Genomic DNA, 18780 nt, shown 5'->3' with positions numbered 1-18780 from the left:
GCCAGGAAGGCGGCGGCAGAGGCTGTCCGGAGACGAGGTGCGGGCACAAAGGCTCCATAACGGGCGATCGCGTACTGATCAAGGCCAGCGTACGTTCGGCTGCCTCGGCCGCGCAGCCCCAGACGGTGGTGTCCGCCGTCTTCCCTGCGGCTGCCGCGGCGGGGCGTCCTCAGAACCCCTCGTCGTCCCACCCGGCCAGGAGCGCCTCCCCGAGACCCATCGCGGGTGGTGCGGCCCCGTCGTGGAGGGCCTGCTCGCTCCAGATGATCTTGCCGCGGGCGGTGTAGCGGGTGCCCCAGCGCTCGGCGAACTGCGCGACGAGGAACAGGCCGCGCCCGCCCTCGTCGGTGGCGGCGGCCCGGCGCAGGTGCGGGGAGGTGCTGGACCCGTCGGAGACCTCGCACACCAGGCTGCGGTCGTACAGCAGCCTCACCCGGATGGGCTCGGTGCCGTAGCGGATGGCGTTGGTGATCAGCTCGCTGAGGATGAGTTCCGTGGTGAAGGCGATGTCCTCCAGGCCCCACTCCGCGAGCCGGCGGGCGCAGGCGTTGCGTACCGGGGACACCGCCGCGGGGTCGGGGGCCACGTCCCACTCGGCGATCCGCGAGGGGTCCAGGCGGCGGGTGCGGGCCACCAGCAGCGCGACGTCGTCGCTGGGCCTGGTGGGCAGCATCGCGTCGATCACCGCGGTGCAGGTCTCGTCCGGGGTGCGGGCCGGCCCGGCCAGGGCGGCGCTCAGAGCCGCCAGGCCCGCGTCCGGATCGCGGTCGCGGCTCTCGATCAGCCCGTCGGTGAAGAGCGCCAGCAGGGAGCCCTCGGGCAGCGTGAGCGTCATGGTCTCCATGGGCATGCCCGCGCCCAGGCCCAGCGGCGGGGAGACCGGCACCTCGGGGAAGGACACGGTTCCGTCGGGGTGGACCAGCGCGGGGCCCGGATGCCCGGCGGTCGCGGCCGTCACCTGCCCCGAGACGGGATCGTAGATGGCGCACAGGCAGGTGGCTCCGGTGATCCCCTGCCACTCCTGCTCGTCGGTGTCGATGTGGGCGACCAGCTCGTCCAGGTGGCTCAGGAGCTCGTCCGGGGGCAGGTCGAGGGTGGAGAAGTTGTACACGGCGGTGCGCAGGCGGCCCATGGTGGCGGCGGCGTGCAGACCGTGGCCGACGACGTCCCCGACCACCAGGGCCACCCGGGCGCCCGGCAGCGGGATGGCGTCGAACCAGTCACCGCCCACCCCGGCCTGGGCGGCCAGATAGCGGTGCGCGACCTCTACGGCGGACTGCTCCGGTACGCCCCGGGGCAGCAGACTGCGCTGCAGGGTGACGGCCATGTTGTGCTCGCGGGTGTAGCGGCGGGCATTGTCGACGGACAGGGCCGCCCGGGCGGTCAGCTCCTCGGCGAAGGACACGTCCTCCTCGTCGAACGGCAGGGAGTCCTGCCCCCGCCAGTAGCCGGCCATCCCCAGCACCACGCCCCGGGCCCGCAGCGGCACGACGATCAGGGAGTGGATGCCGCGCTCCAGGATCTGCCGGGCGTTGGCCTGGTCCTGGGCCCGCCAGCGGTGGCTGGCACGCAGGTCCGCCTCAAGGACCGCATGGCCGCCGGCCAGCCCGACGGCCATGGGACCGGTCGGAGCGAACCGGATCAGCTCGCCGACGGGGGAGAGCGGGTGGTCGCCCGCAAGGCCGGCGACGGCGGTGCGGCGCATCTCGGTGTTCGCTTCGGGCGGCTCCTCGCCGCGCAGCACCGGGTCCAGCAGGTCGACCGTGACCACGTCCGCGAACCGCGGGACCGCCACCTCCGCCAGTTCCTCCGCGGTGCGCTCCACGTTCAGCGTGGTTCCGACCTGCACCCCCGCGTCGTAGAGCAGCATCAGGCGCTCGCGGGCCATCTCGGCCCTGCCGGATAGCGCCCGCAGCTCGGTGGTGTCCCGCAGCGTGACGACGGTCCCGGCCTGCCCGTAGGGGGCGGTGGGCCGGATGTTCACCGCCAGCAGCCGATCGGCCGCCATGTGCAGCTCGTCGGTCGCGGAACGGCCCGATGCGATGGAGTCGGCGATCCCCTCCTCCAGACCCAGGTCCGCGACGGGGAGCCCCTCCGCGTCCTCGGGCAGGTCCAGCAGCCGCCGCGCCTCGTCATTGGCCAGCAGCAGCCGCCCGCCGCCGCCGACGATCAGCACGCCCTCCCGCACCGCGTGCAGCACCGCGTCGTGGTGCTCGTACATCCTCGTCATCTCGGTCGGCCCCAGGCCATGGGTCCGGCGCAGCAGCCGGCGGCTCACCAGGGCGGTTCCGCCCGCGGACAGGGCGAGCACCCCGGCCGCGCTGCCGAGGACGACCGGCAGCTGCCGGTTCACCATGCCCTGGACGTTCTGGACCGTGACGGGGGAGGAGACGATGGCGATGACGCGCCCGTCGGGGTCCTTGACGGGGACCACCGAGACCACGGACTGGCCCAGGGACCCTTCGAACGTCTCGGTGAACGACTTGCCGGCCGCCGCCTTGGAGAAGGGGCCGACGACGTGCTTGCCGATCTGGCGCGGGTCGCTGTGGGTGAGCGTGACCCCGTCGAGTGTGTACACGTTGATGCCGTCGACCCCGGCGATCTTCCGGGCCGCCTCCGCGCTCGGCTGCAGCACCGCGCTCGGATCGGGGCTGCGCAGGGCCTCGACGATCCCCGGCGATTCCGCGAACGTCCCGGCGGCGGCGAGCGTACGGTGCCCGGCGTCCATCATGGCGGCGCTCCGCCCCTGCACCACGAGCGCCACCACCGCGGCGGTGACGAGAAGCACCACGACGGCCAGCTGCAGGAGGAACACCTCGCCGGCCACGCTGCGCACGCTCAGCAGGGAGGACAGACGCTGCGGCCGCCGCGCTCCTTCCCCGGGGCGCTGGGCCTGCTCCTGATGCTCCTGGTGGTGTCCTGAGCGGGGGCGTCGGGGGGAAGCGGAAGAGCTCGTGGTCGAGCCGAGCAGCCGACGCCGGACGACTCCAAGGAGGTCGCTCATACTCCATTTTCTAACCTCTCCGGCCCGTTGGCAGCGGGGAGCGCCGGTCACCGGTCGGCATGAGTCCTGCAAGCCCCTGGACTGCTGACCGAAAGTGCACCGTCATGGTCCGCGGAGACCGCCCTGACCTGTACGAAGTGGGCAGGGAGCAGATGTATCCCGTGTATCCCGCGGCGGCGTTCAGAGTCCGTGCCGGTCGAGAAGGCCATGAGCCTTCGCTTGCGTCTCTGGCCGGCGCGCAGGGCGGCCACGTACGTGGCGAAGTCGTCCTCGGTACCGAGGGCGCGATGGCAGGCACGGGCGCTGAGCAGCAGGTCCGCGAGGCGTTCGTACGTACGGTCGCCGGTCTGCCCGCGCAGCGGCGGCTCGATCGAGCGCAGGTAGACGGTCAGGGCGTCGGCCGGCTGCCGGTCGCGGATCAAGCCGGCCAGGGCCCGCCACTGCCCTTGGAGGTTCTGCGGGCCGCCGCCCGGCCGGGGAAGGGCCGGTCGTGCAAGTCTCCACCGGGCCGGGTCGGGCCGGGCGGTGCGGCAGGCTTCCAGATGGGCTTCGGCCAGTCCGGAGGCCACGCCCGCCATCAGGCCGACCGAGTCGTCGATCTCCCCGTACGTGCGCCCCAGAACCCGGAGAGCCTCGCGGGCCATCTCCACCGCGGCTGCAGACCGTCCGCTCGCCGTCAGCGCGCGCAGTTCCTCCCGAGAGGGGCGCGGTGTGTGTTGCCGCCGTCCGTGTGCACGGGTTCGGACCACCCGGTAACGTCGATTGCGCGCGTTCCGCCCACAACGCCCCGGTGGGCAACCGTCGATCGGCAGAGGAACGGGAGAAGACGGTGTCCGTGAAGCGGATGGTGGCGTGGTGCACCACCGGGGGCGCCCTGGTCGCGGTCGTACTGGCCGGTGTCGCACACCCGCAGGCACACGCGACCGGCGACGACCGCGAGAAGCGCAGCGCGGATGTTCTCCAGGAGTTGGTGCCTTCTCCTGATGGCCCGGGCTGTGCGGCAGCCGTCGGCAAACGGGTAAGCGTCGTCTGGGAGGCGGGGAGGGGGAAGGCCGATCTGGCGGTCGGCCGCGCCATCACCCCGAAGACGGTCTTCGACATGGCATCCAACTCCAAGCAATTCACCGCGGACGCCGTCCTCTTGCTGGCCGGGCGGCACCAACTCGCTCTGGACGATCCCCTGTCCGACTTCCTCGACCATCCGCCCGCCTGGACGCGCGACGCTGGGCGACCTGATGCGTCACACCAGCGGCATTGCCGACTACCAGGACCTGCTGGAGGCCAAGGGCATCGAGCTGACGGATCCGGCCGGCCAGAAGGAAGCGATCGCGGCCATCCTCGCCTCACAGCCGGAAGATCCGCCAGGTAGGCGTTTCTCCTACTCCACCTCCAACTACCTCCTCCTGGCACATGTCGTCGAGAGGGTCACGGGCAAGCCGTTCCCGGCCTTCCTCCAACAGGAATTCTTCACCCCGCTGCACCTGCGCATGACGTTGTCCCCGGCGGTGGACGTTCCCGGCAAGGCGAAGTCGTACGACGAGAAGGACGGCTCCTTCACTCCCAATTCCTCCCCCTGGAAACAGTACGGAGACGGGTCCGTCCAAACCACCCCTGGGGAATTCGTCCGCTGGGCCGACAATTACCGCACCGGTCGCATCGGCGGAACGGAATTGCTCACCGGAGTAACCGAGGGAGCGGTGAGTGTGGGCGACGTCCTGCGCCCGCGCGGTATCGAAGCAGGGCGGTACGGGGCCGGAATCCTCCTTCTCCCCGACGAGAGCCTGGTGCATCGCGGCGACTGGGAGGGATTTCACAGCACCTTCAAGGTGAGCCCGGACCGGACCACCGCCGTGACCGTCGCGTGCAACGTGGATTCACCCGACCATTTCCGTGCGGCCGATCAGCTGCTGGACATATGGGTCGAATGACGGGTCGGTCCGGATGCGTCGGACGAGTCGGCCATCGGTCAGCGTGAGTCCTCATGGGCCCCGGGGCAGCTGACCGGACAGGCGGATCGTTGCAGGCTCCGGGGAACGCCCTTGACCTGCGGGAAGCAGGCAGGGAGCAGACGAACCGGGAGTTAATTCATGCTTCGGACCATGTTCAAGTCCGACATCTGGCATCTGGACGTTTCCGCAGGTCAGCGGCGTGGAGTCGGGGCTTTGGTCAGCAATCGGTCAGCATCAGCCCCGTGGGTTGTTCACGGAGGCACACCAGCCGGCGGTCGCGCATGCTGCTGGCGCAGGGGGCTTGTCGGCGCGCCGTGACTCGAACATGGCCGACCCCGCCGTAGGTGCGCACCCACCCGCTGTAGCCCGCCGGCTTCCCAGCCGGGCGAAGCGGCGCACGGACATCCTGCGCGGGTACGAGAAGTTCAACTCCGATCGCCGCAGGGGGATTCCTCCGGTGCTGTGGCCGTTCTTCGCACCGGACCCGGACCGGTACTACCGCTGGCGGGTTCAGCTGGATTGCGCTTGCGTCAAGGAGCTCTTGACACCGGACGACTGCACCCCGCCGAGCGAGAGGCAGTGGCGTGCTCTCGGGGATGGTGAAGCATTGCCGTCGGGACAGGTGTACTGCCGGCACGATGATTCCGCTGATGCCCCCTACCGCGACATCGACGCTGGCCTGCGGACACGTCGAAGAGGTCGTAGCGCCAGCCCTCGACTGGAAACCCGATGATGGGCCGGGCTTGGCCGAGGACACAAGGGTGAAACAGATGATCGAGGAATTCGAGCAGATCTGGGATTCAGACCCGATGCTTCAATCCGAACACCAACGTGATCACATCCGCCGGATGCTGGCGGCAGGCTGGCCGCGTCCGAGGCCGGAACGGTCTTGCCATACGTGTCCCCACGCTCGCGCGATCGTCGCGTATCAGCGCGTGGGCTGGCTCGTTCCCCGCAATGAGGCGCCGAAGCCCGAAAACCCGCCGCGGGCTCGCGCTGTCTTGGAGCGCCGACTGCGCCGGGCCGAGACCCAGGCGGAGCGGCTACGTGTGCAGCTGGCCGGGTACGGGGAGCGCCGGGACGCCTGACAGACGGGCCCTGTGAGCTGGAGACGGGGTCGTCCCACTTCGAGTCCCATCCGAGCAGCGGCCATGTCTTCCGCTGGGCGTGGACCTCGGTGCGGTACCGCTCCAACTGGCCGTTCTCGAGATGGCGGAAGAGGCCCTTCGCGACTCCGGAGAACGCCTCGACCCGGGTCCTGTTGAGACGGAGGACCTGATCGGTGCCGACGAAGTCGATGCCGTGGAGCTGTACGCATGCGTCCTGGATGCTGTCGGTGGCGGCATGGATCCGGCCGCCCGTGAAGTGGCGCTGTCCCTGCCTCTTGGTCAGGTACTGCGCGGTGGCCTTGCCATCTCCGGCGAAGGCCGTCAGGCCGGAGGCGGCGGTTCGGGCGAGGACCCGCCGAAACCACGGATAATGCTCGGGCTGGACGTGGAACCCTGGCTCAGACACCGGCGGTTCGTCGCCTACGGCGGGCCGCTGGATTCCTGGGTAGATGTTGTCGTCGTCGACGGCTCTCCGGGCTTCCAGACCTCGGCGAGGAACCGCGGCCGGTAGCGGTAGCCGGAGCGTGGTCCGGAGTCACGGCTGGTGAGGGCCCAGCCGGCCCGCAGAGCGGTGTCGGCAGGGACGATCGAGATCAGGTGATCCGGATACCGGCGGACCGTCAGAGCCTGGCGGTACTTCAGGCACCTCAGTGCTCCGCAAGCCCGCGGCCGGCTTCTCGCCGAGACAGGGCGATGGCCCGGCCGAGCGTGTGCAAGACGTCCCAGGGCGCGAGCGCCGGACATCTGGACGAACACGCCGCAGTCCTGGGTGGCTTCGCCCAGGACTGCGGGCATGGCCTCATCCTGGCGGGGTGAAGCCGCCCCAGACCGAGAGGGCGCCGCGGGGACCGTTGGCGTCGACGAGGTAGCCGTCGTGCTCGACCTCGCGTGCGCCGGCGGCGTGGTTGTACTGGCCGGCGAAGACATGCTGTCCGGCCGGTACCGTGCGGCCCGGCTTGAGGATCCAGCGGTAGACCACTGCTCCGCCCTCGTTCTGCACGGTGACGGTGAAATCCTCGGGGGGCAGCGTCCGCCAGCTGCCGGTGCTCTGCACTGCGCCGGTCTGCGCGATGCGCAGTTCCACGGTGAGCGCGGTAAGCGGCTGGGTGGACTTGAGGGTGATGTTGCTCTGCGCCCAGAAGCTGTTGCTGTTCGTGCCCAAGGAGCCGGCCGACGACAGAGGCCCGTCCTGGACGTGCGCGCCGCCGGGCCGGGCCGAGCCGCCTGCGGCGCCTGACGCAGAAGGGCTGGGGCCCGCCGGGGACGAACGGTCCGGCGTGGTCGGGCGGCCGGTGGCTGGCGCCGACGGTGTCGCTGGCGCCGATGGTGTCGACCGGGGCGTCCCGGACGGCGCCGACGGCGCGGCGGGGGTGGCCGAGACGTCCGGCCGGGCCGGCGGCGACTGGACGATGGCGGCGACGGCGAAGCCGCCGACCGCCAGAGTGCCGGCCGCAGCCAGGGAAGCGAGCGCGATCCTGGGCCAGGGCCTCGCGCCCGAGGACTCGCGGTGGCGGACGGGGGCACCGGACATGCCGCGTTCCACGCGTGTCAGGATCCGGGCACGATCGGGCTGGTGGGCCTCGGCGGCCGCGCGCAGCCGCCCGGTGAGTTCCTCGTTCAACGGCTCCTCCTCCCCGCCAACAGTTCCCCGGCTGCTCCTGTGCTGCCCAGCATCCGTTCCAGCTCGGCCATCCCCTTCGAGGTCTGGCTCTTCACCGTACCGACCGATATTCCGAGCGCCAGAGCGGTGTCCCTCTCCGACAGGTCGAAGGCATGCCGCAGGACCACGCACGACCGCTTCCGGAACGGCAATCGGGCGAGAGCGGTCCGCACGTCCACCACGGCGGCCACGTCCGGACCGTGCAACGGCTCCGCACCGCGGGACCAGAACAGGGCGATCCGGCGGCGCTCGCGCACCGTGCTGCGGATCCGTGACCGTGCCAGGTTGGCGACCACGCCACGGGCGTAGGCGAGTGGGTACTCGGCCCGGCGCAGCCGGTCCCAGCGCTGCCACAGTGCGATCAGGGCGTCCGCGGCCAGATCGTCGGCGCCGTCCGCCTCGCCCGTCAGGAGATGGGCGAACCGGGCGAGTTCGGCATAGTGGCGTTCGAAGAAGTCGTGGAACTCCGCGGACGCGTCATCGAGGACCATGTCCGTTGGTCGTCCCCTCCGCGAAATGTGTGCGCTAACATCCGGGCGGCAGCGTACCAGTGCCCGGTTGGCCGGGGCGCGCCGATGCGGCGTGCCCCGGCTCCGCCACCCCGCCGCGGTGAGGTTTCAGTGCGCGGCGAACTGGACCCTGGTCGGTTGTGCGACGTTCGGCAGCAGCGCTGTCCCGTCGACCGTCAACTGCTCTCCGTAGATGTCGGTGATCCTTATCGCGCCGCCGCACCCACCGCCGTCTGAGGAGAGGAAGTAGTTGTAGTCGGTACGGGGCAGTCGCCGCCAGCCCTTGCCGGTGCGTACCTCCAGCCGTGCGACCGGATTCCGGTGGTCGATCACCTGGATGCCGCACCAGTGGGCGCTGGACCCTGTCTTGTACCGGAGGGAGAGGGTGTCGGACGTGCGGGGGCTCACCAGGCTCCAGGTGATCGGGATGCGGCCGACCTTGAGCTCGGCCAGTTTCGCGAAGGCCTGTTCGCTGAGGTCCAGTTGTCCGGGCGCGCAGGGGAGCGGGCATTCGTTGGTGATCCGGACCGTGATCGAGGCGCCGTTCGCGGCGCGGACGCGCACGTACGCGCCACAGGCCCTGGACGACTCGTAGTCGGTGGTGTTCATCGCCGCGATCATGAGGTCGTCGCTCGGGCCGAACAGGCAGGCGCCGTTGCCGTCGGCGGCGGCGTAGGCGGTGGCGACGCCCTTGTAGGTGGTACCCGGCCGGATGCGTCCTGCCGACGGTGCCGGGGTGGATGCCGCCGGTGGGGTTTCCTTCGCCGAAGGCGTTGGCGTCGCCGCAGTGGTCGCTGCGGCGGTCGCGCTCGGGGGTGCCGCGGCATGTGAGCTGGCCGCCGGGGGCGCTGGGCTCGTCGGGGCCGAAGGCGCGGCTCCCGCAGGGGTGGCGGCGGGGGCGGCCACGTCGGCCCCAGCGCCTGCCCCGGCCTTGGGGCCGGGGAGCATGGCCGTCACCAGGTAGAAGAGGAGGCCCGCGGTGGTCAGTATCACTGCCGTCCCCAGCATCAGCCTGTGTCTATGCCTGCGCTGCCGCGCGGCCTGCCGTGCAGTCTGCATGTCCGTCCGTTCGAAGATCCGAGTCGAGGTGCACTGCCTTGTCGCCGCAGGACGCGAAAAGGTTGCCGACGGTGGGAAGCAGGCGCGCGGCGGGTCCTTCAGGGCGGCCGGGCAGCGGTGTCCCGAATCGGTCCGCTCACTGAGCGAGGGAGTGCGGGGAAACGGGCTGGGCGGCACGGATGCTGGCGGAAATGAACACCGAGGGGGTGCCGCCGGTGCGGTACGGGACGCCGCTGTCCGAGGCCTATGCGCAGGGATCCTTCGTCCGTCGGCTGCTGGAACTTCCGCAGGTGGCAGGGGCCCTGCACAGCCTCGTGGGCCCGGAGCCCTGGGTGGACCACCACTTCGTGCACACCCGCGAGCCCCACGGCGGCGAAGCGCAGCCGCTGCGCGGGGACGCCGTCATCGACGTCCGGCCGGACGCCTTCGACGTGCAGCTGATGTACTTTCCGCAGGCGGTGACGCTGGAGATGGGCGGAACGCTCACCGTGCCGGGCAGCCACCTCCGGCGGATCAACGAGTCCGACACCGGCCGCTCCAGAACCGCGCGGCCAAGACCGACTGGTGGGGTCTCCAACCGCCCGGCGGAGGCACAGGCATGACGACCGGAGCTATCCTCCCCGAGCGGGCGCAAGGCGCCGCGCCGGTGCTGCGGCAGCAGGTGCTGGTCCTCTACTTGGCCACCTCGGCGCTGGACTCCCCTGTCGTGGGCTGGTCGCTGTACGACGGCACGGGCCGCACCTCGCCCACCACGGGCGACAGTGACGAGCCGCCGTACGAGTCGGGGGTGGCGGCGCTCCGGGCGGGCCGGCGGCTGGTCCAGGCCGCTCAGCTGATCCCGCCGTACCCGGGGCATGAGTACGACGTCTCCTTCCTCGAGCACGAGTTCTTCTTCGAGCGGATCGTCGACGTGCGAGCGGAGCTGCGGGAGGCGTGCCTCCGGTAGGCGAGGCACCCCTCCTCGTGCGGGCGGCGGCATCGAGGAAGGGCAGGGGCAGGGGTCAGGCTCCGGCCTTGCGCTTGTTGTAGACGTCGAAGCCGACGGCCGCCAGCAGTACCAGGCCCTTGATCACCTGCTGGTAGTCGGTACCCACGCCGACCAGCGACATGCCGTTGTTCAGCACGCCCAGCACCAGCCCGCCGGTCAGCGCACCGAGGACGGTACCCACACCGCCGCTCGCGGAGGCGCCGCCGATGAAGGCGGCGGCGATCGCCTCCAGCTCGAAGTTGATGCCGGCTTGTGGGGTACCGGCGTTGAGCCGCGCGGCGAACACCATCCCGGCCAGGGCCGCGAGGACGCCCATGTTCACGAAGGCCAGGAAGACGACCCGCTTGCTCTTCACCCCGGACAGCCTCGCCGCCGCCTCGTTTCCGCCGATGGCGTAGGTGTGCCGGCCGAGGATCGAGTTGCGCATCACGTATCCGAAGCCGACCAGCAGGACGCCGAGGATCAGCAGGACGATCGGCACCCCGTGGTAGCTGGCCAGCAGCAGTGTGAAGGCCACCACGGCCGCGGTGATCGCGCCGAGCTTCACCAGGAACAGACCGGTCGGGAGCGGTTCCAGCCCGTACGAGGCGGCCCGCCGCCGTCCGCGCACCTCCTGCAGGATCGCGACGGCCAGCACCACGAGGCCCAGCAGCAGGGTGAGGTTGTGGTAGTTGGTGTGGGGGCCGACCGCGGGGAGGAAGCCGCTGCTGATGTTCTGGAAGCCCTTGGGGAACGGCGCCACCGACTGGCCCTGCAGGAGGATTTGGGTCCCCCCGCGGAACAGCAGCATGCCGGCCAGCGTGACGATGAATGAGGGGATCCCGAGATAGGCGATCCAGAACCCCTGCCAGGCTCCGGCGAGAGCGCCGATCAGCAGCGCGGCCACCAGCGCCACGGGCCACGGCGCGTGGTGTTTGACCATCATCACCGCTGCGGCCGCCCCGACGAAGGCGGCGAGCGACCCGACCGACAGGTCGATGTGCCCGGCGATGATCACGATCATCATGCCGATGGCCAGGATGAGGATGTAGCCGTTCTGCTGGATCAGATTGGTGATGTTGAGCGGCTGGAGCAGGATGCCGCCCGTCCAGAACTGGAACAGCAGCACGATCAGCGCCAGCGCGAGCAGCATCCCGTACTGGCGCAGGTTGCCGCGCAGCGCTCGGGCCAGTACGGCACCGGCCGACGGTCGTCGGCCGGGCTCCGGTGTGCGGGGCGTGGTGTCTGGGGTGGTCTTGGTCTGGGCCATGCCTCACACCTGCTTGTCGGGGTATGCCGCGCTCATGGTCATGAGCCGCATGAGGGATTCCTGGGTGGCTTCCGCGCGGTTGACCTCACCGGTGATCCGGCCTTCGGCCATGGTGTAGATCCGGTCGCACAGGCCCAGGAGTTCGGGGAGTTCGGAGGAGATGACGAGCACCGCCTTGCCCTGGGCGGCGAGTTCGGCGATGACGGTGTAGATCTCCGCCTTGGCGCCGATGTCGATGCCCCGGGTGGGCTCGTCGAGGATCAGCACCTCAGGCTCGGCGAAGATCCACTTGCTGAGGACGACCTTCTGCTGGTTGCCGCCGCTGAGTTTGCCGGTCTCCGCGAACACCGAGGGGGCCTTGATGTTCATGCTCCGGCGGAACGATTCGGCGCTCCGGGCCTCCTCGTGCCGGTCGACCCAGCCCCGCCGGGCGACCTTGCCCAGGGCGCTCAGAGAGATGTTCCGGCTGATGTCGTCGCCCAGGTTGAGGCCGAGCTGCTTGCGGTCCTCGGTCACGTACGCGATGCCGTGCCCGATTGCCTCCGGCACCGTCCGGGTACGGATCTCCCGGCCGTCCAGCCGCACCCGGCCGCCGGTCCACCGCCCGTACGAGCGGCCGAAGACGCTCATGGCCAGTTCGGTGCGGCCTGCGCCCATGAGGCCGGCGATGCCGACGATCTCGCCTCGACGGACGTTGAGGGAGACGCCGTCGACCACCTTGCGCCGGTGGTCGATCGGGTGTTGGACGCTCCAGTCCTCGATCTCGAAGGCGACCTCGCCGATCTCGGAGGCGCGCTCGGGGTAGCGGTGTTCCAGGTCGCGGCCGACCATGCCGCGGATGATCCGCTCCTCGGAGATGCCCTCGGGACCGATCGCGATGGTCTCGATGGTCCGCCCGTCGCGCAGGATGGTGACGGCATCGGCGACCCGGGCGATCTCGTTCAGCTTGTGCGAGATGAGGATGCAGGAGATGCCCTGTGCCTTGAGTTCGAGGATCAGGTCGAGCAGCTTGCGGCTGTCCTCGTCGTTCAGGGCGGCCGTCGGCTCGTCCAGGATGAGCAGCTTGACCTTCTTGGCGAGCGCCTTGGCGATCTCGACCAACTGCTGTTTGCCCACGCCGAGATCGGCGATCCTGGTGTGCGGGCTCTCGTCGAGTCCGACCTGCCGGATCAGTGCGGCGGCGTGGGTCAGCGTCTTGTGCCAGCTGATGACGCCCCGGGTGGCGTGCTCGTTGCCGAGGAAGATGTTCTCGGCAATGGACAGGTAGGGCACCAGCGCGAGTTCCTGGTGGATGATCACGATGCCGCGCTGCTCGCTGGCCCGGATGTCCCGGAACCGGCAGGGCTCGCCCTCGAAGTAGATCTCGCCCTGGTAGCCGCCGTGGGGGTGGACCCCGCTGAGTACCTTCATCAGCGTGGACTTGCCGGCGCCGTTCTCACCGCAGACGGCGTGCACCTCACCCGCGGTGACGGTGAGGTTGACCTCGGAGAGGGCCTTCACACCGGGAAACGTCTTGCTGATCGACCGCATCTCGAGAACGGGTCGGGCCATGGTTGTGCATCCGTATCGTCGGGGCGGTGCGGCGCCGGGCGGTCCCGTGGGCGTCGCACCGCCGTTTCGTCGTCGCCGGACCCGTCGGTCGGGCTCCGTGGGCTACTTGAGCTGGTCCGCGGTGTACTGGCCGCTGTCCACCAGGACCTTCTGGTAGTTCTCCTTGTCGACGCTGACCGGCTGGAGCAGCTGCGCCGGTACGGTCTTGACGCCATTGTTGTACTGGCCGGTGTCGTTGACCTCGGGCTTGCCGCCCGTCAGCAGCGCGTCGCCCATCTGGACTGCGGACTTGGCCAGTTGGCGGGTGTCCTTGTAGACGGTCTGGGTCTGCTCGCCCGCGATGATCGACTTCACCGAGGCCAGCTCGCCGTCCTGGCCCGTGACGACGGGAATGGGCTGGCCGGCACCGTAGCCGACGCCCTTGAGCGAGGAGATGATGCCGATCGAGATGCCGTCGTACGGCGAGAGCACGGCGTCGACGCGGGCGGCGGTGTACGACTTGCTCAGCAGGTTGTCCATCCGGGACTGGGCGAGGCCGCCGTCCCAGCGCAGCGTGGCGATCTGGTTGAAGGAGGTCTGGCCGCTCTGCACGACCAGCTTCTTGTCGTCGATGTACGGCTTGAGGACGCTCATCGCACCGTTGAAGAAGAACGTCGCGTTGTTGTCGTCCGGCGAGCCGGCGAACAGCTCGATGTTGAACGGGCCCTTGCCGTCCTTGAGGCCGAGCTTGTCGACGATGTAACTGCCCTGGAGGACGCCGACCTTGTGGTTGTCGAAGGTCGCGTAGTAGTCGACGTTCCCGGTGCCGCGGATCAGCCGGTCGTAGGAGATGACGGGGATGTGGGCGTCGGCGGCCTTCTGCAGCACGTTGGTGAGCGAGGAACCGTCGATGGCGGCGATCACCAGCAGCTTGGCGCCCTTGGTGATCATGTTCTCCACCTGGGAGACCTGGTTCTCCACGACGTTGTCGCCGTACTGGAGATCGGTCTTGTAACCCTTGGCCTGGAACTCCTTGACCATGTTGTTGCCGTCGTTGATCCAGCGCTCCGACGACTTGGTCGGCATCGCGATGCCGACGAGGCCGCCTTTGGCCTCCCCGCCGGCCCCACCCTCGCCTGCTCCGTTGGCGCTCTGGCCGCAGGCTGCCAGCGACAGCGTCAGACCCAGGGTGACAAGGCCCGCTGAAAGCTTCCGCACAGTTCCTCCAGTGATGTTCCGCGACCGGCACGGTGCGACCCGGTTGGGAGAAGCCGGAAGCGGTTGAGCGGGGCCGGCCGGGAGTCGTCTCCTCGCACTGTGCGAAGTCCGGGTTCGCGGCGGCTCCGGCCTGGCGATACCTGAGTGTTAACGCTCACAAGTGTGCCGTCAAGGGTCTGTTCGGATCGCCGTTGGGGCAACCACGAGTGGACCGGATCTTGGTTCTGGGCGCCCGCCAGCCTACCGTCGGCCGTTCGTCTGCTCGAGGACGGGAGTGTGACGGGGTTTCGCGGGGCCCGCCCCGCCCGGCGTGTCGGTTCCGTGCCGCACGTCGCGGTCGGATCCAGCAGCCGGCTGAGGGTCCCATGGCTGCGGTGGAGAACAGATCCGGGGCCCGAGGCGGCTACCAGGCACGGTACTTGCTGCTCGGTCTCGGCCACCGCGGCGTACACGACCTGGGCGCCCGGGGTTGGTTGCCTGGTCTTACGTTTTTACTGCGGGTTCGGACCGCTCATTCGTAGGACCGCCGGAGCCCAGGGGCTCTGGGTATGGCTCGTTGCCTGTTGCAGTTGGTATGGCTTAGGCAACTTGGCCGCCCGGAGCCCCGCGACGACTCGACCGCCCATGGGGATTCGCGACTCGATCGCCTTGTAAGGCAACCTCGGCGAGGTCGTCTGCGGGAACAGTGTGACGACGAGCCAGCGGAGGGGATCGTGCGCGGGCGCAGTCGCTTGACTTCAGGTGGGCAGTGCCGTGCCGCTACGGGTTGAGGCCGACCTTCTGGGCCTCAACTCCATCAAATCCCCGTGTGGTTGACCGTCCTGATCTACTTCAGTGATCCGACGGATTCTTGCAGAAGATCTTGACAGTCGCTCAGACCCCTGGTCTCCTGCCTCCAACGCCGATGTGCGAACTGCAAATTGTTAGCGCTAACAATGCTCCGGCGTCCCCCACCACCTCAGGGGCCACACCTTGCCGCCGCTCCGACGCGCCGTGCCCGATCCAGCCCGATCCGCAGGTGCCGAGGGCAGGTCACCCCTGCCTGAACCGCGTGACGGCTCATCCAGTCACAAAGGAGATCTCAATGCGCAGACAGAGTTCCAGCCGCAGACACCTGTCCGCGGTGCTCGCCGCCGCGGTTGCCGCCCTGGCCGCGTTGGCGGCGCTGCTCGTCGCCGGCCCGGCTCAGGCGGCCACCACCAGCGACTTGCGCGGTGTTGCTTCCGGCCGCTGTCTCGATGTGGCGGGCTTCAGTCAGTCCGACGGCGCAAACGTGCACATCTGGGACTGTCACGGTGGCACCAACCAGCAGTGGACGTTGACGGACAGCAGCCAGCTGACCGTGTACGGCAACAAGTGCCTGGATGTCCGGGGCGGCGCCACCACGTCCGGGACCCCGGTGCAGATCTGGACGTGCAACGGCAGTGAGAACCAGCAGTGGCGGGTGAACCCCGACGGCACGATCGTCGGCGTGCGGTCCGGGCTGTGCCTGGAGGTCGCGGGCTGGGGTACGGCCAACGGCACGGGGGTGCAGATCTGGTCGTGCCACGGTGGCACCAACCAGAAGTGGACCGGCCTGTCCGGGGCGAGCAACGCGTGTGCTCTTCCGTCGACCTACCGGTGGACCTCGACGGCTCCGCTGGCGCAGCCGGCGAACGGGCAGCTCGCGCTGAAGGACTTCAGCACCACCACGTACAACGGCAAGCACCTGGTCTACGGGACCACCTCCAGCGGAACGGCGTGGGGCTCGACGGTGTTCAGTCCCTTCACGAACTGGTCGGACATGGGGGCGGCCACCCAGACCGGGATGAACGAGCCCGCGGTGGCGCCGGAACTGTTCTACTTCGCGCCCAAGAACGTCTGGGTGATGGTGTCCCAGTGGAGTCAGTGGCCGCTCTACTACCGCACATCCAGCGACCCCACCAACCCCAACGGCTGGTCCGCCGCGCAGCCGCTGTTCACCGGCAGCCTGCCCGTGGGACCCGGGGACCGGAGGGACGCCCCGATCGACCCGACCATGATCGCCGATGACCAGAACATGTACCTGTTCTTCGCCGCCGACAACGGCAAGATCTACCGGGCGAGCATGCCGATCGGGAACTTCCCGGGCAACTTCGGCTCCTCGTACACGACGGTCATGAGCGACACGACGGACCTTCTGTTCGAGGCGCCGGAGGTCTACAAGGTCCAGGGCCGGAACCAGTACCTCATGATCGTTGAGGCGCAGGGTTCGAACCGCTACTTCCGCTCGTTCACCGCCTCCAGCCTGAACGGTCCGTGGACCGTCCAGGCCGGCAGCGAGAGCAGCCCCTTCGCGGGTCAGGCCAACAGCGGTTCCACCTGGGCCAAGGGCGTCAGCCACGGTGACCTGGTCCGCAACAACCCCGACCAGACCATGACCATCGATCCCTGCAACCTGCAGTTCCTCTACCAGGGCCTCCCCACCAACACACCGGAGGGCACCGAATACCTGAAGCTGCCGTACCGGCCGGGCCTGCTCACCCTGCAGCGCTGACCCGCCTGAACCGCGGTGATCGCGATGGGGTGCGGTCCGTCGACGCGTAGACGAGCGGTTTACGGCGTGGGCAACTCCACCTGCTGACCGATACTCACCGCACCGAGGAACCCCAGCCGCGCATCGGCTGGGGTTCCTCATCCTGTACCGGCGGCCAAGGCGCGGCGGAGCCGGGCCGTGGAACGCCACGGCCCGGCTCTTGGGTGCACCGGCTCAGCGGGCGCCGAGGAGGTGTTCGAGGGCGAGCTGGTCCAGCTGCTCGAAGGCCATGCCGCGGCGGGCGGCGGCGTCGACGTCGGAGGTCACGCCGGAGTTTCTTTACTGGGGGATGTCGACCAGTACACGGCCGCGGCCGCCGGCGTCGATGCGGTCGTGGGCCTTGGCGATGTCGGCGAGCGGGAAGCGGTCGCCGACATCGACGGTGAGGGCGCCGACGGCGGCCGCGGCGGTGAGGTCGCGGGCGGCCTGGCGCCTGGCCGCGGCGGGGAAGTCGTCGCTGCCGAGCAGGCGCAGGGTGACGTTGTTGAACAGCAGGGTCCAGAACGGGATCTTGGTGCGGTCGTCGCGGGTGGCGTACGCGGCGATGACCGCGCCGTTCGCGGCGACGGCGTCGTCCAGGTCGGCGTTGTCGGACAGGGCAACCTCGATGATCCGGTTCACGCCGTCGGGTGCGTGGGCGCGGATCGCGGCGGCGGGGTCGCCTGAGTCGAGGGCGACGGCGTGGGAGACGACTGCGGGGTCGATCCGGTTCAGTTCGGTGCTGCGGCGGACGGTGCCGATGACCGTGGCGCCGCCCCAGCGGGCGAGCTGGGCGGCCAGTGAGCCGACCCCGCCGAGGACGCCGTTGACCAGCACCAGTTTGCCGTCGACGGGACCGTCGGCGAAGACAGTGCGGTGCGCGGTGATACCGGGAATGCCCAGGCTCGCGCCGAGATCGTCGGACAGGTGGTCGGGCAGGGGGACGGCGAGGTCGCCGGGGACGACGGTGTACTGGGCGGCGGTGCCGAAGGGGCGGTAGGACTGGGCGCCGTACACCCACACGCGCGTCCCGACGCGGCGCGCGTCGACGCCGTCGCCCACGGCGTCGATGATGCCGGCGGCGTCGCTGTGCGGGATCACCCGCGGATAGGGCATGGCCGAGCCGGTCCAGCCCCGCCGCTTCTTGGTGTCGCCGGGGTTGGCGCCGGAGACGGTGACGCGGACACGGACCTCACCGGGGCCGGGGGTGGGGTCGGGCAGCTCACCGAACTGGAGCACTTCGGTGGCCGGGCCCTGCTGGTCGTACCAGGACGCAAGCATGTTCAGTCCTTCCGATCACGGGTGTGGGTCTGCGGGTGGGGCTGTTCGTCCGCTGCTCGGCTGCCGTCGCCGTCCAGGATCTCGTGGAGCCAGGCGCGTTCTGCGCGGCTGGTGGCGCGGGCGGTGAGCAGCATGCCGCGCCGGTAAGGGTCGGTGACCTGCTCGGCGCGCAGCGGGGTGTCACCGTCGTAGAAGAAGCCTGCGGGGGCCTCCAGGAAGTCCAGGCGGCGTCGCAGCACGGCGTGCTGCTCGGCACTGTTGGGCAGCAGTGAGAGGAACGCCAGGATCACGAACCAGCGGGAGAAGTCGGTGATCTCGTGCTCGGCCGGTTCCCGCAGCCGCCGCAGCATGTCCTCGCGTCCTGCCGCGGTCAGGTTCAGCACGTACCGGCCGCCGCCCGCCTCGGGTGCGCGGCGCCGTTCGATAAGGCCGGCCTTCGTCAGCCGGTTGATCGCCGGGTAGAGGGTGCCGTCGCTGACCGGACGGCTGTAGCCGGTCAGGTGCGTGATGCGGCGGCGCAGCTCGTGACCGGGCAGGGGGCCTTCGGCGAGGAAGCCGAGTATGGCGAGTTCAAGCATGACCCCAGGATCTCACATCGAAACGATGTGTACATCGTTTCGATGTTACGGTGAATTTGGAGGCGCCTCCTCCGTACCGCCCGCAAGGCCGCCCCGGGTGGGCCGCCGCCCGG

General features: G+C 69.7%; 15 protein-coding genes and 1 pseudogene. 6 read left to right on the top strand and 10 right to left on the bottom strand.

The window, feature by feature from the left end; genetic code table 11:
* Nucleotides 1-169 precede the first annotated feature (169 nt).
* Nucleotides 170-3004, bottom strand: coding sequence for a SpoIIE family protein phosphatase (locus tag OG534_RS04230; protein WP_326586715.1), 2835 nt, complete (start codon nucleotides 3002-3004; stop codon nucleotides 170-172).
* A 47-nt stretch (nucleotides 3005-3051) separates the two neighbouring features.
* Entirely contained in the window at nucleotides 3052-3648 is a 597-nt protein-coding gene (locus tag OG534_RS04225; RefSeq protein WP_326586714.1) for a hypothetical protein, read from the bottom strand.
* A gap of 200 nt (nucleotides 3649-3848) precedes the next feature.
* On the opposite strand from OG534_RS04225, the pseudogene OG534_RS38655 reads away from it, so the two are divergent.
* From OG534_RS38655 to OG534_RS04215, 3 genes and pseudogenes are all read left to right on the top strand, one after another.
* A pseudogene (locus OG534_RS38655) lies at nucleotides 3849-4190 on the top strand (serine hydrolase); the annotation flags it as partial.
* The gene (locus OG534_RS04220; RefSeq protein WP_442807210.1) at nucleotides 4180-4932 is read left to right on the top strand and encodes a serine hydrolase domain-containing protein; all 753 of its coding nucleotides are present in this window, start codon (nucleotides 4180-4182) and stop codon (nucleotides 4930-4932) included. The pseudogene OG534_RS38655 and the gene OG534_RS04220, both read left to right, overlap by 11 nt.
* A gap of 1188 nt (nucleotides 4933-6120) precedes the next feature.
* Nucleotides 6121-6573 carry a hypothetical protein gene (locus OG534_RS04215; RefSeq protein WP_326586713.1) on the top strand — a complete coding sequence of 151 codons (453 nt, stop codon included), beginning with the start codon at nucleotides 6121-6123 and terminating at the stop codon, nucleotides 6571-6573.
* Nucleotides 6574-6861: 288 nt separating this feature from the next.
* Here the strand turns inward: OG534_RS04215 and OG534_RS04210 are convergent, their stop codons facing one another.
* The 3 genes from OG534_RS04210 to OG534_RS04200 form a co-directional block, all read right to left on the bottom strand.
* Nucleotides 6862-7683, bottom strand: a complete 822-nt coding sequence (locus OG534_RS04210; RefSeq protein ID WP_326586712.1) for a hypothetical protein — start codon at nucleotides 7681-7683, stop codon at nucleotides 6862-6864.
* Nucleotides 7680-8213 carry a SigE family RNA polymerase sigma factor gene (locus OG534_RS04205; protein ID WP_326586711.1) on the bottom strand — a complete coding sequence of 178 codons (534 nt, stop codon included), beginning with the start codon at nucleotides 8211-8213 and terminating at the stop codon, nucleotides 7680-7682. The genes OG534_RS04210 and OG534_RS04205 overlap by 4 nt, the downstream gene beginning before the upstream one ends.
* A gap of 126 nt (nucleotides 8214-8339) precedes the next feature.
* The gene (locus OG534_RS04200) at nucleotides 8340-9239 is read right to left on the bottom strand and encodes an expansin EXLX1 family cellulose-binding protein (RefSeq protein ID WP_326586710.1); all 900 of its coding nucleotides are present in this window, start codon (nucleotides 9237-9239) and stop codon (nucleotides 8340-8342) included.
* 242 nt (nucleotides 9240-9481) lie between these two features.
* On the opposite strand from OG534_RS04200, the gene OG534_RS04195 reads away from it, so the two are divergent.
* Together OG534_RS04195 and OG534_RS04190 are read left to right on the top strand one after the other, a co-directional pair.
* Nucleotides 9482-9892: a hypothetical protein gene (locus OG534_RS04195; protein WP_442807033.1), complete on the top strand. Its 411-nt coding sequence runs from the start codon at nucleotides 9482-9484 to the stop codon at nucleotides 9890-9892.
* Complete coding sequence (locus OG534_RS04190) at nucleotides 9889-10236, top strand: hypothetical protein (RefSeq protein WP_326586709.1); 348 nt, start codon at nucleotides 9889-9891, stop codon at nucleotides 10234-10236. Before OG534_RS04195 ends, OG534_RS04190 begins: the two co-directional genes overlap by 4 nt.
* Nucleotides 10237-10291: 55 nt before the next feature.
* Here OG534_RS04190 and mmsB read toward each other — a convergent pair whose 3' ends face one another.
* The 3 genes from mmsB to chvE form a co-directional block, all read right to left on the bottom strand.
* On the bottom strand, nucleotides 10292-11527 hold the full coding sequence (gene mmsB, locus OG534_RS04185) for a multiple monosaccharide ABC transporter permease (protein ID WP_326586708.1): 1236 nt from the start codon (nucleotides 11525-11527) through the stop codon (nucleotides 10292-10294).
* A gap of 3 nt (nucleotides 11528-11530) precedes the next feature.
* Nucleotides 11531-13078 (bottom strand): multiple monosaccharide ABC transporter ATP-binding protein, encoded by a 1548-nt coding sequence (gene mmsA, locus OG534_RS04180; RefSeq protein WP_326586707.1) that lies wholly within the window; start codon nucleotides 13076-13078, stop codon nucleotides 11531-11533.
* Between the two features lie 102 nt (nucleotides 13079-13180).
* The gene (gene chvE / locus OG534_RS04175; protein WP_326586706.1) at nucleotides 13181-14275 is read right to left on the bottom strand and encodes a multiple monosaccharide ABC transporter substrate-binding protein; all 1095 of its coding nucleotides are present in this window, start codon (nucleotides 14273-14275) and stop codon (nucleotides 13181-13183) included.
* 1084 nt (nucleotides 14276-15359) lie between these two features.
* Here chvE and OG534_RS04170 point away from each other — a divergent pair.
* Nucleotides 15360-16790 (top strand): non-reducing end alpha-L-arabinofuranosidase family hydrolase, encoded by a 1431-nt coding sequence (locus OG534_RS04170; RefSeq protein ID WP_326586705.1) that lies wholly within the window; start codon nucleotides 15360-15362, stop codon nucleotides 16788-16790.
* A gap of 318 nt (nucleotides 16791-17108) precedes the next feature.
* On the opposite strand, the gene OG534_RS04165 is transcribed toward OG534_RS04170, so the two are convergent.
* A complete protein-coding gene (locus OG534_RS04165) occupies nucleotides 17109-18089 on the bottom strand; it encodes an NADPH:quinone reductase (protein WP_326586704.1) in 981 nt (326 codons plus the stop codon).
* Nucleotides 18090-18091: 2 nt separating this feature from the next.
* Nucleotides 18092-18667, bottom strand: coding sequence for a PadR family transcriptional regulator (locus OG534_RS04160; protein WP_326586703.1), 576 nt, complete (start codon nucleotides 18665-18667; stop codon nucleotides 18092-18094).
* Nucleotides 18668-18780 lie beyond the last annotated feature (113 nt).

Source organism: Streptomyces sp. NBC_01294 (genome assembly GCF_035917235.1).
In the GTDB taxonomy this organism is placed as follows: Bacteria; Actinomycetota; Actinomycetes; order Streptomycetales; family Streptomycetaceae; genus Streptomyces; species Streptomyces caledonius.
Note: the sequence above shows the minus strand (reverse complement) of the source record. Positions and strands in the feature narration are given on the sequence as shown.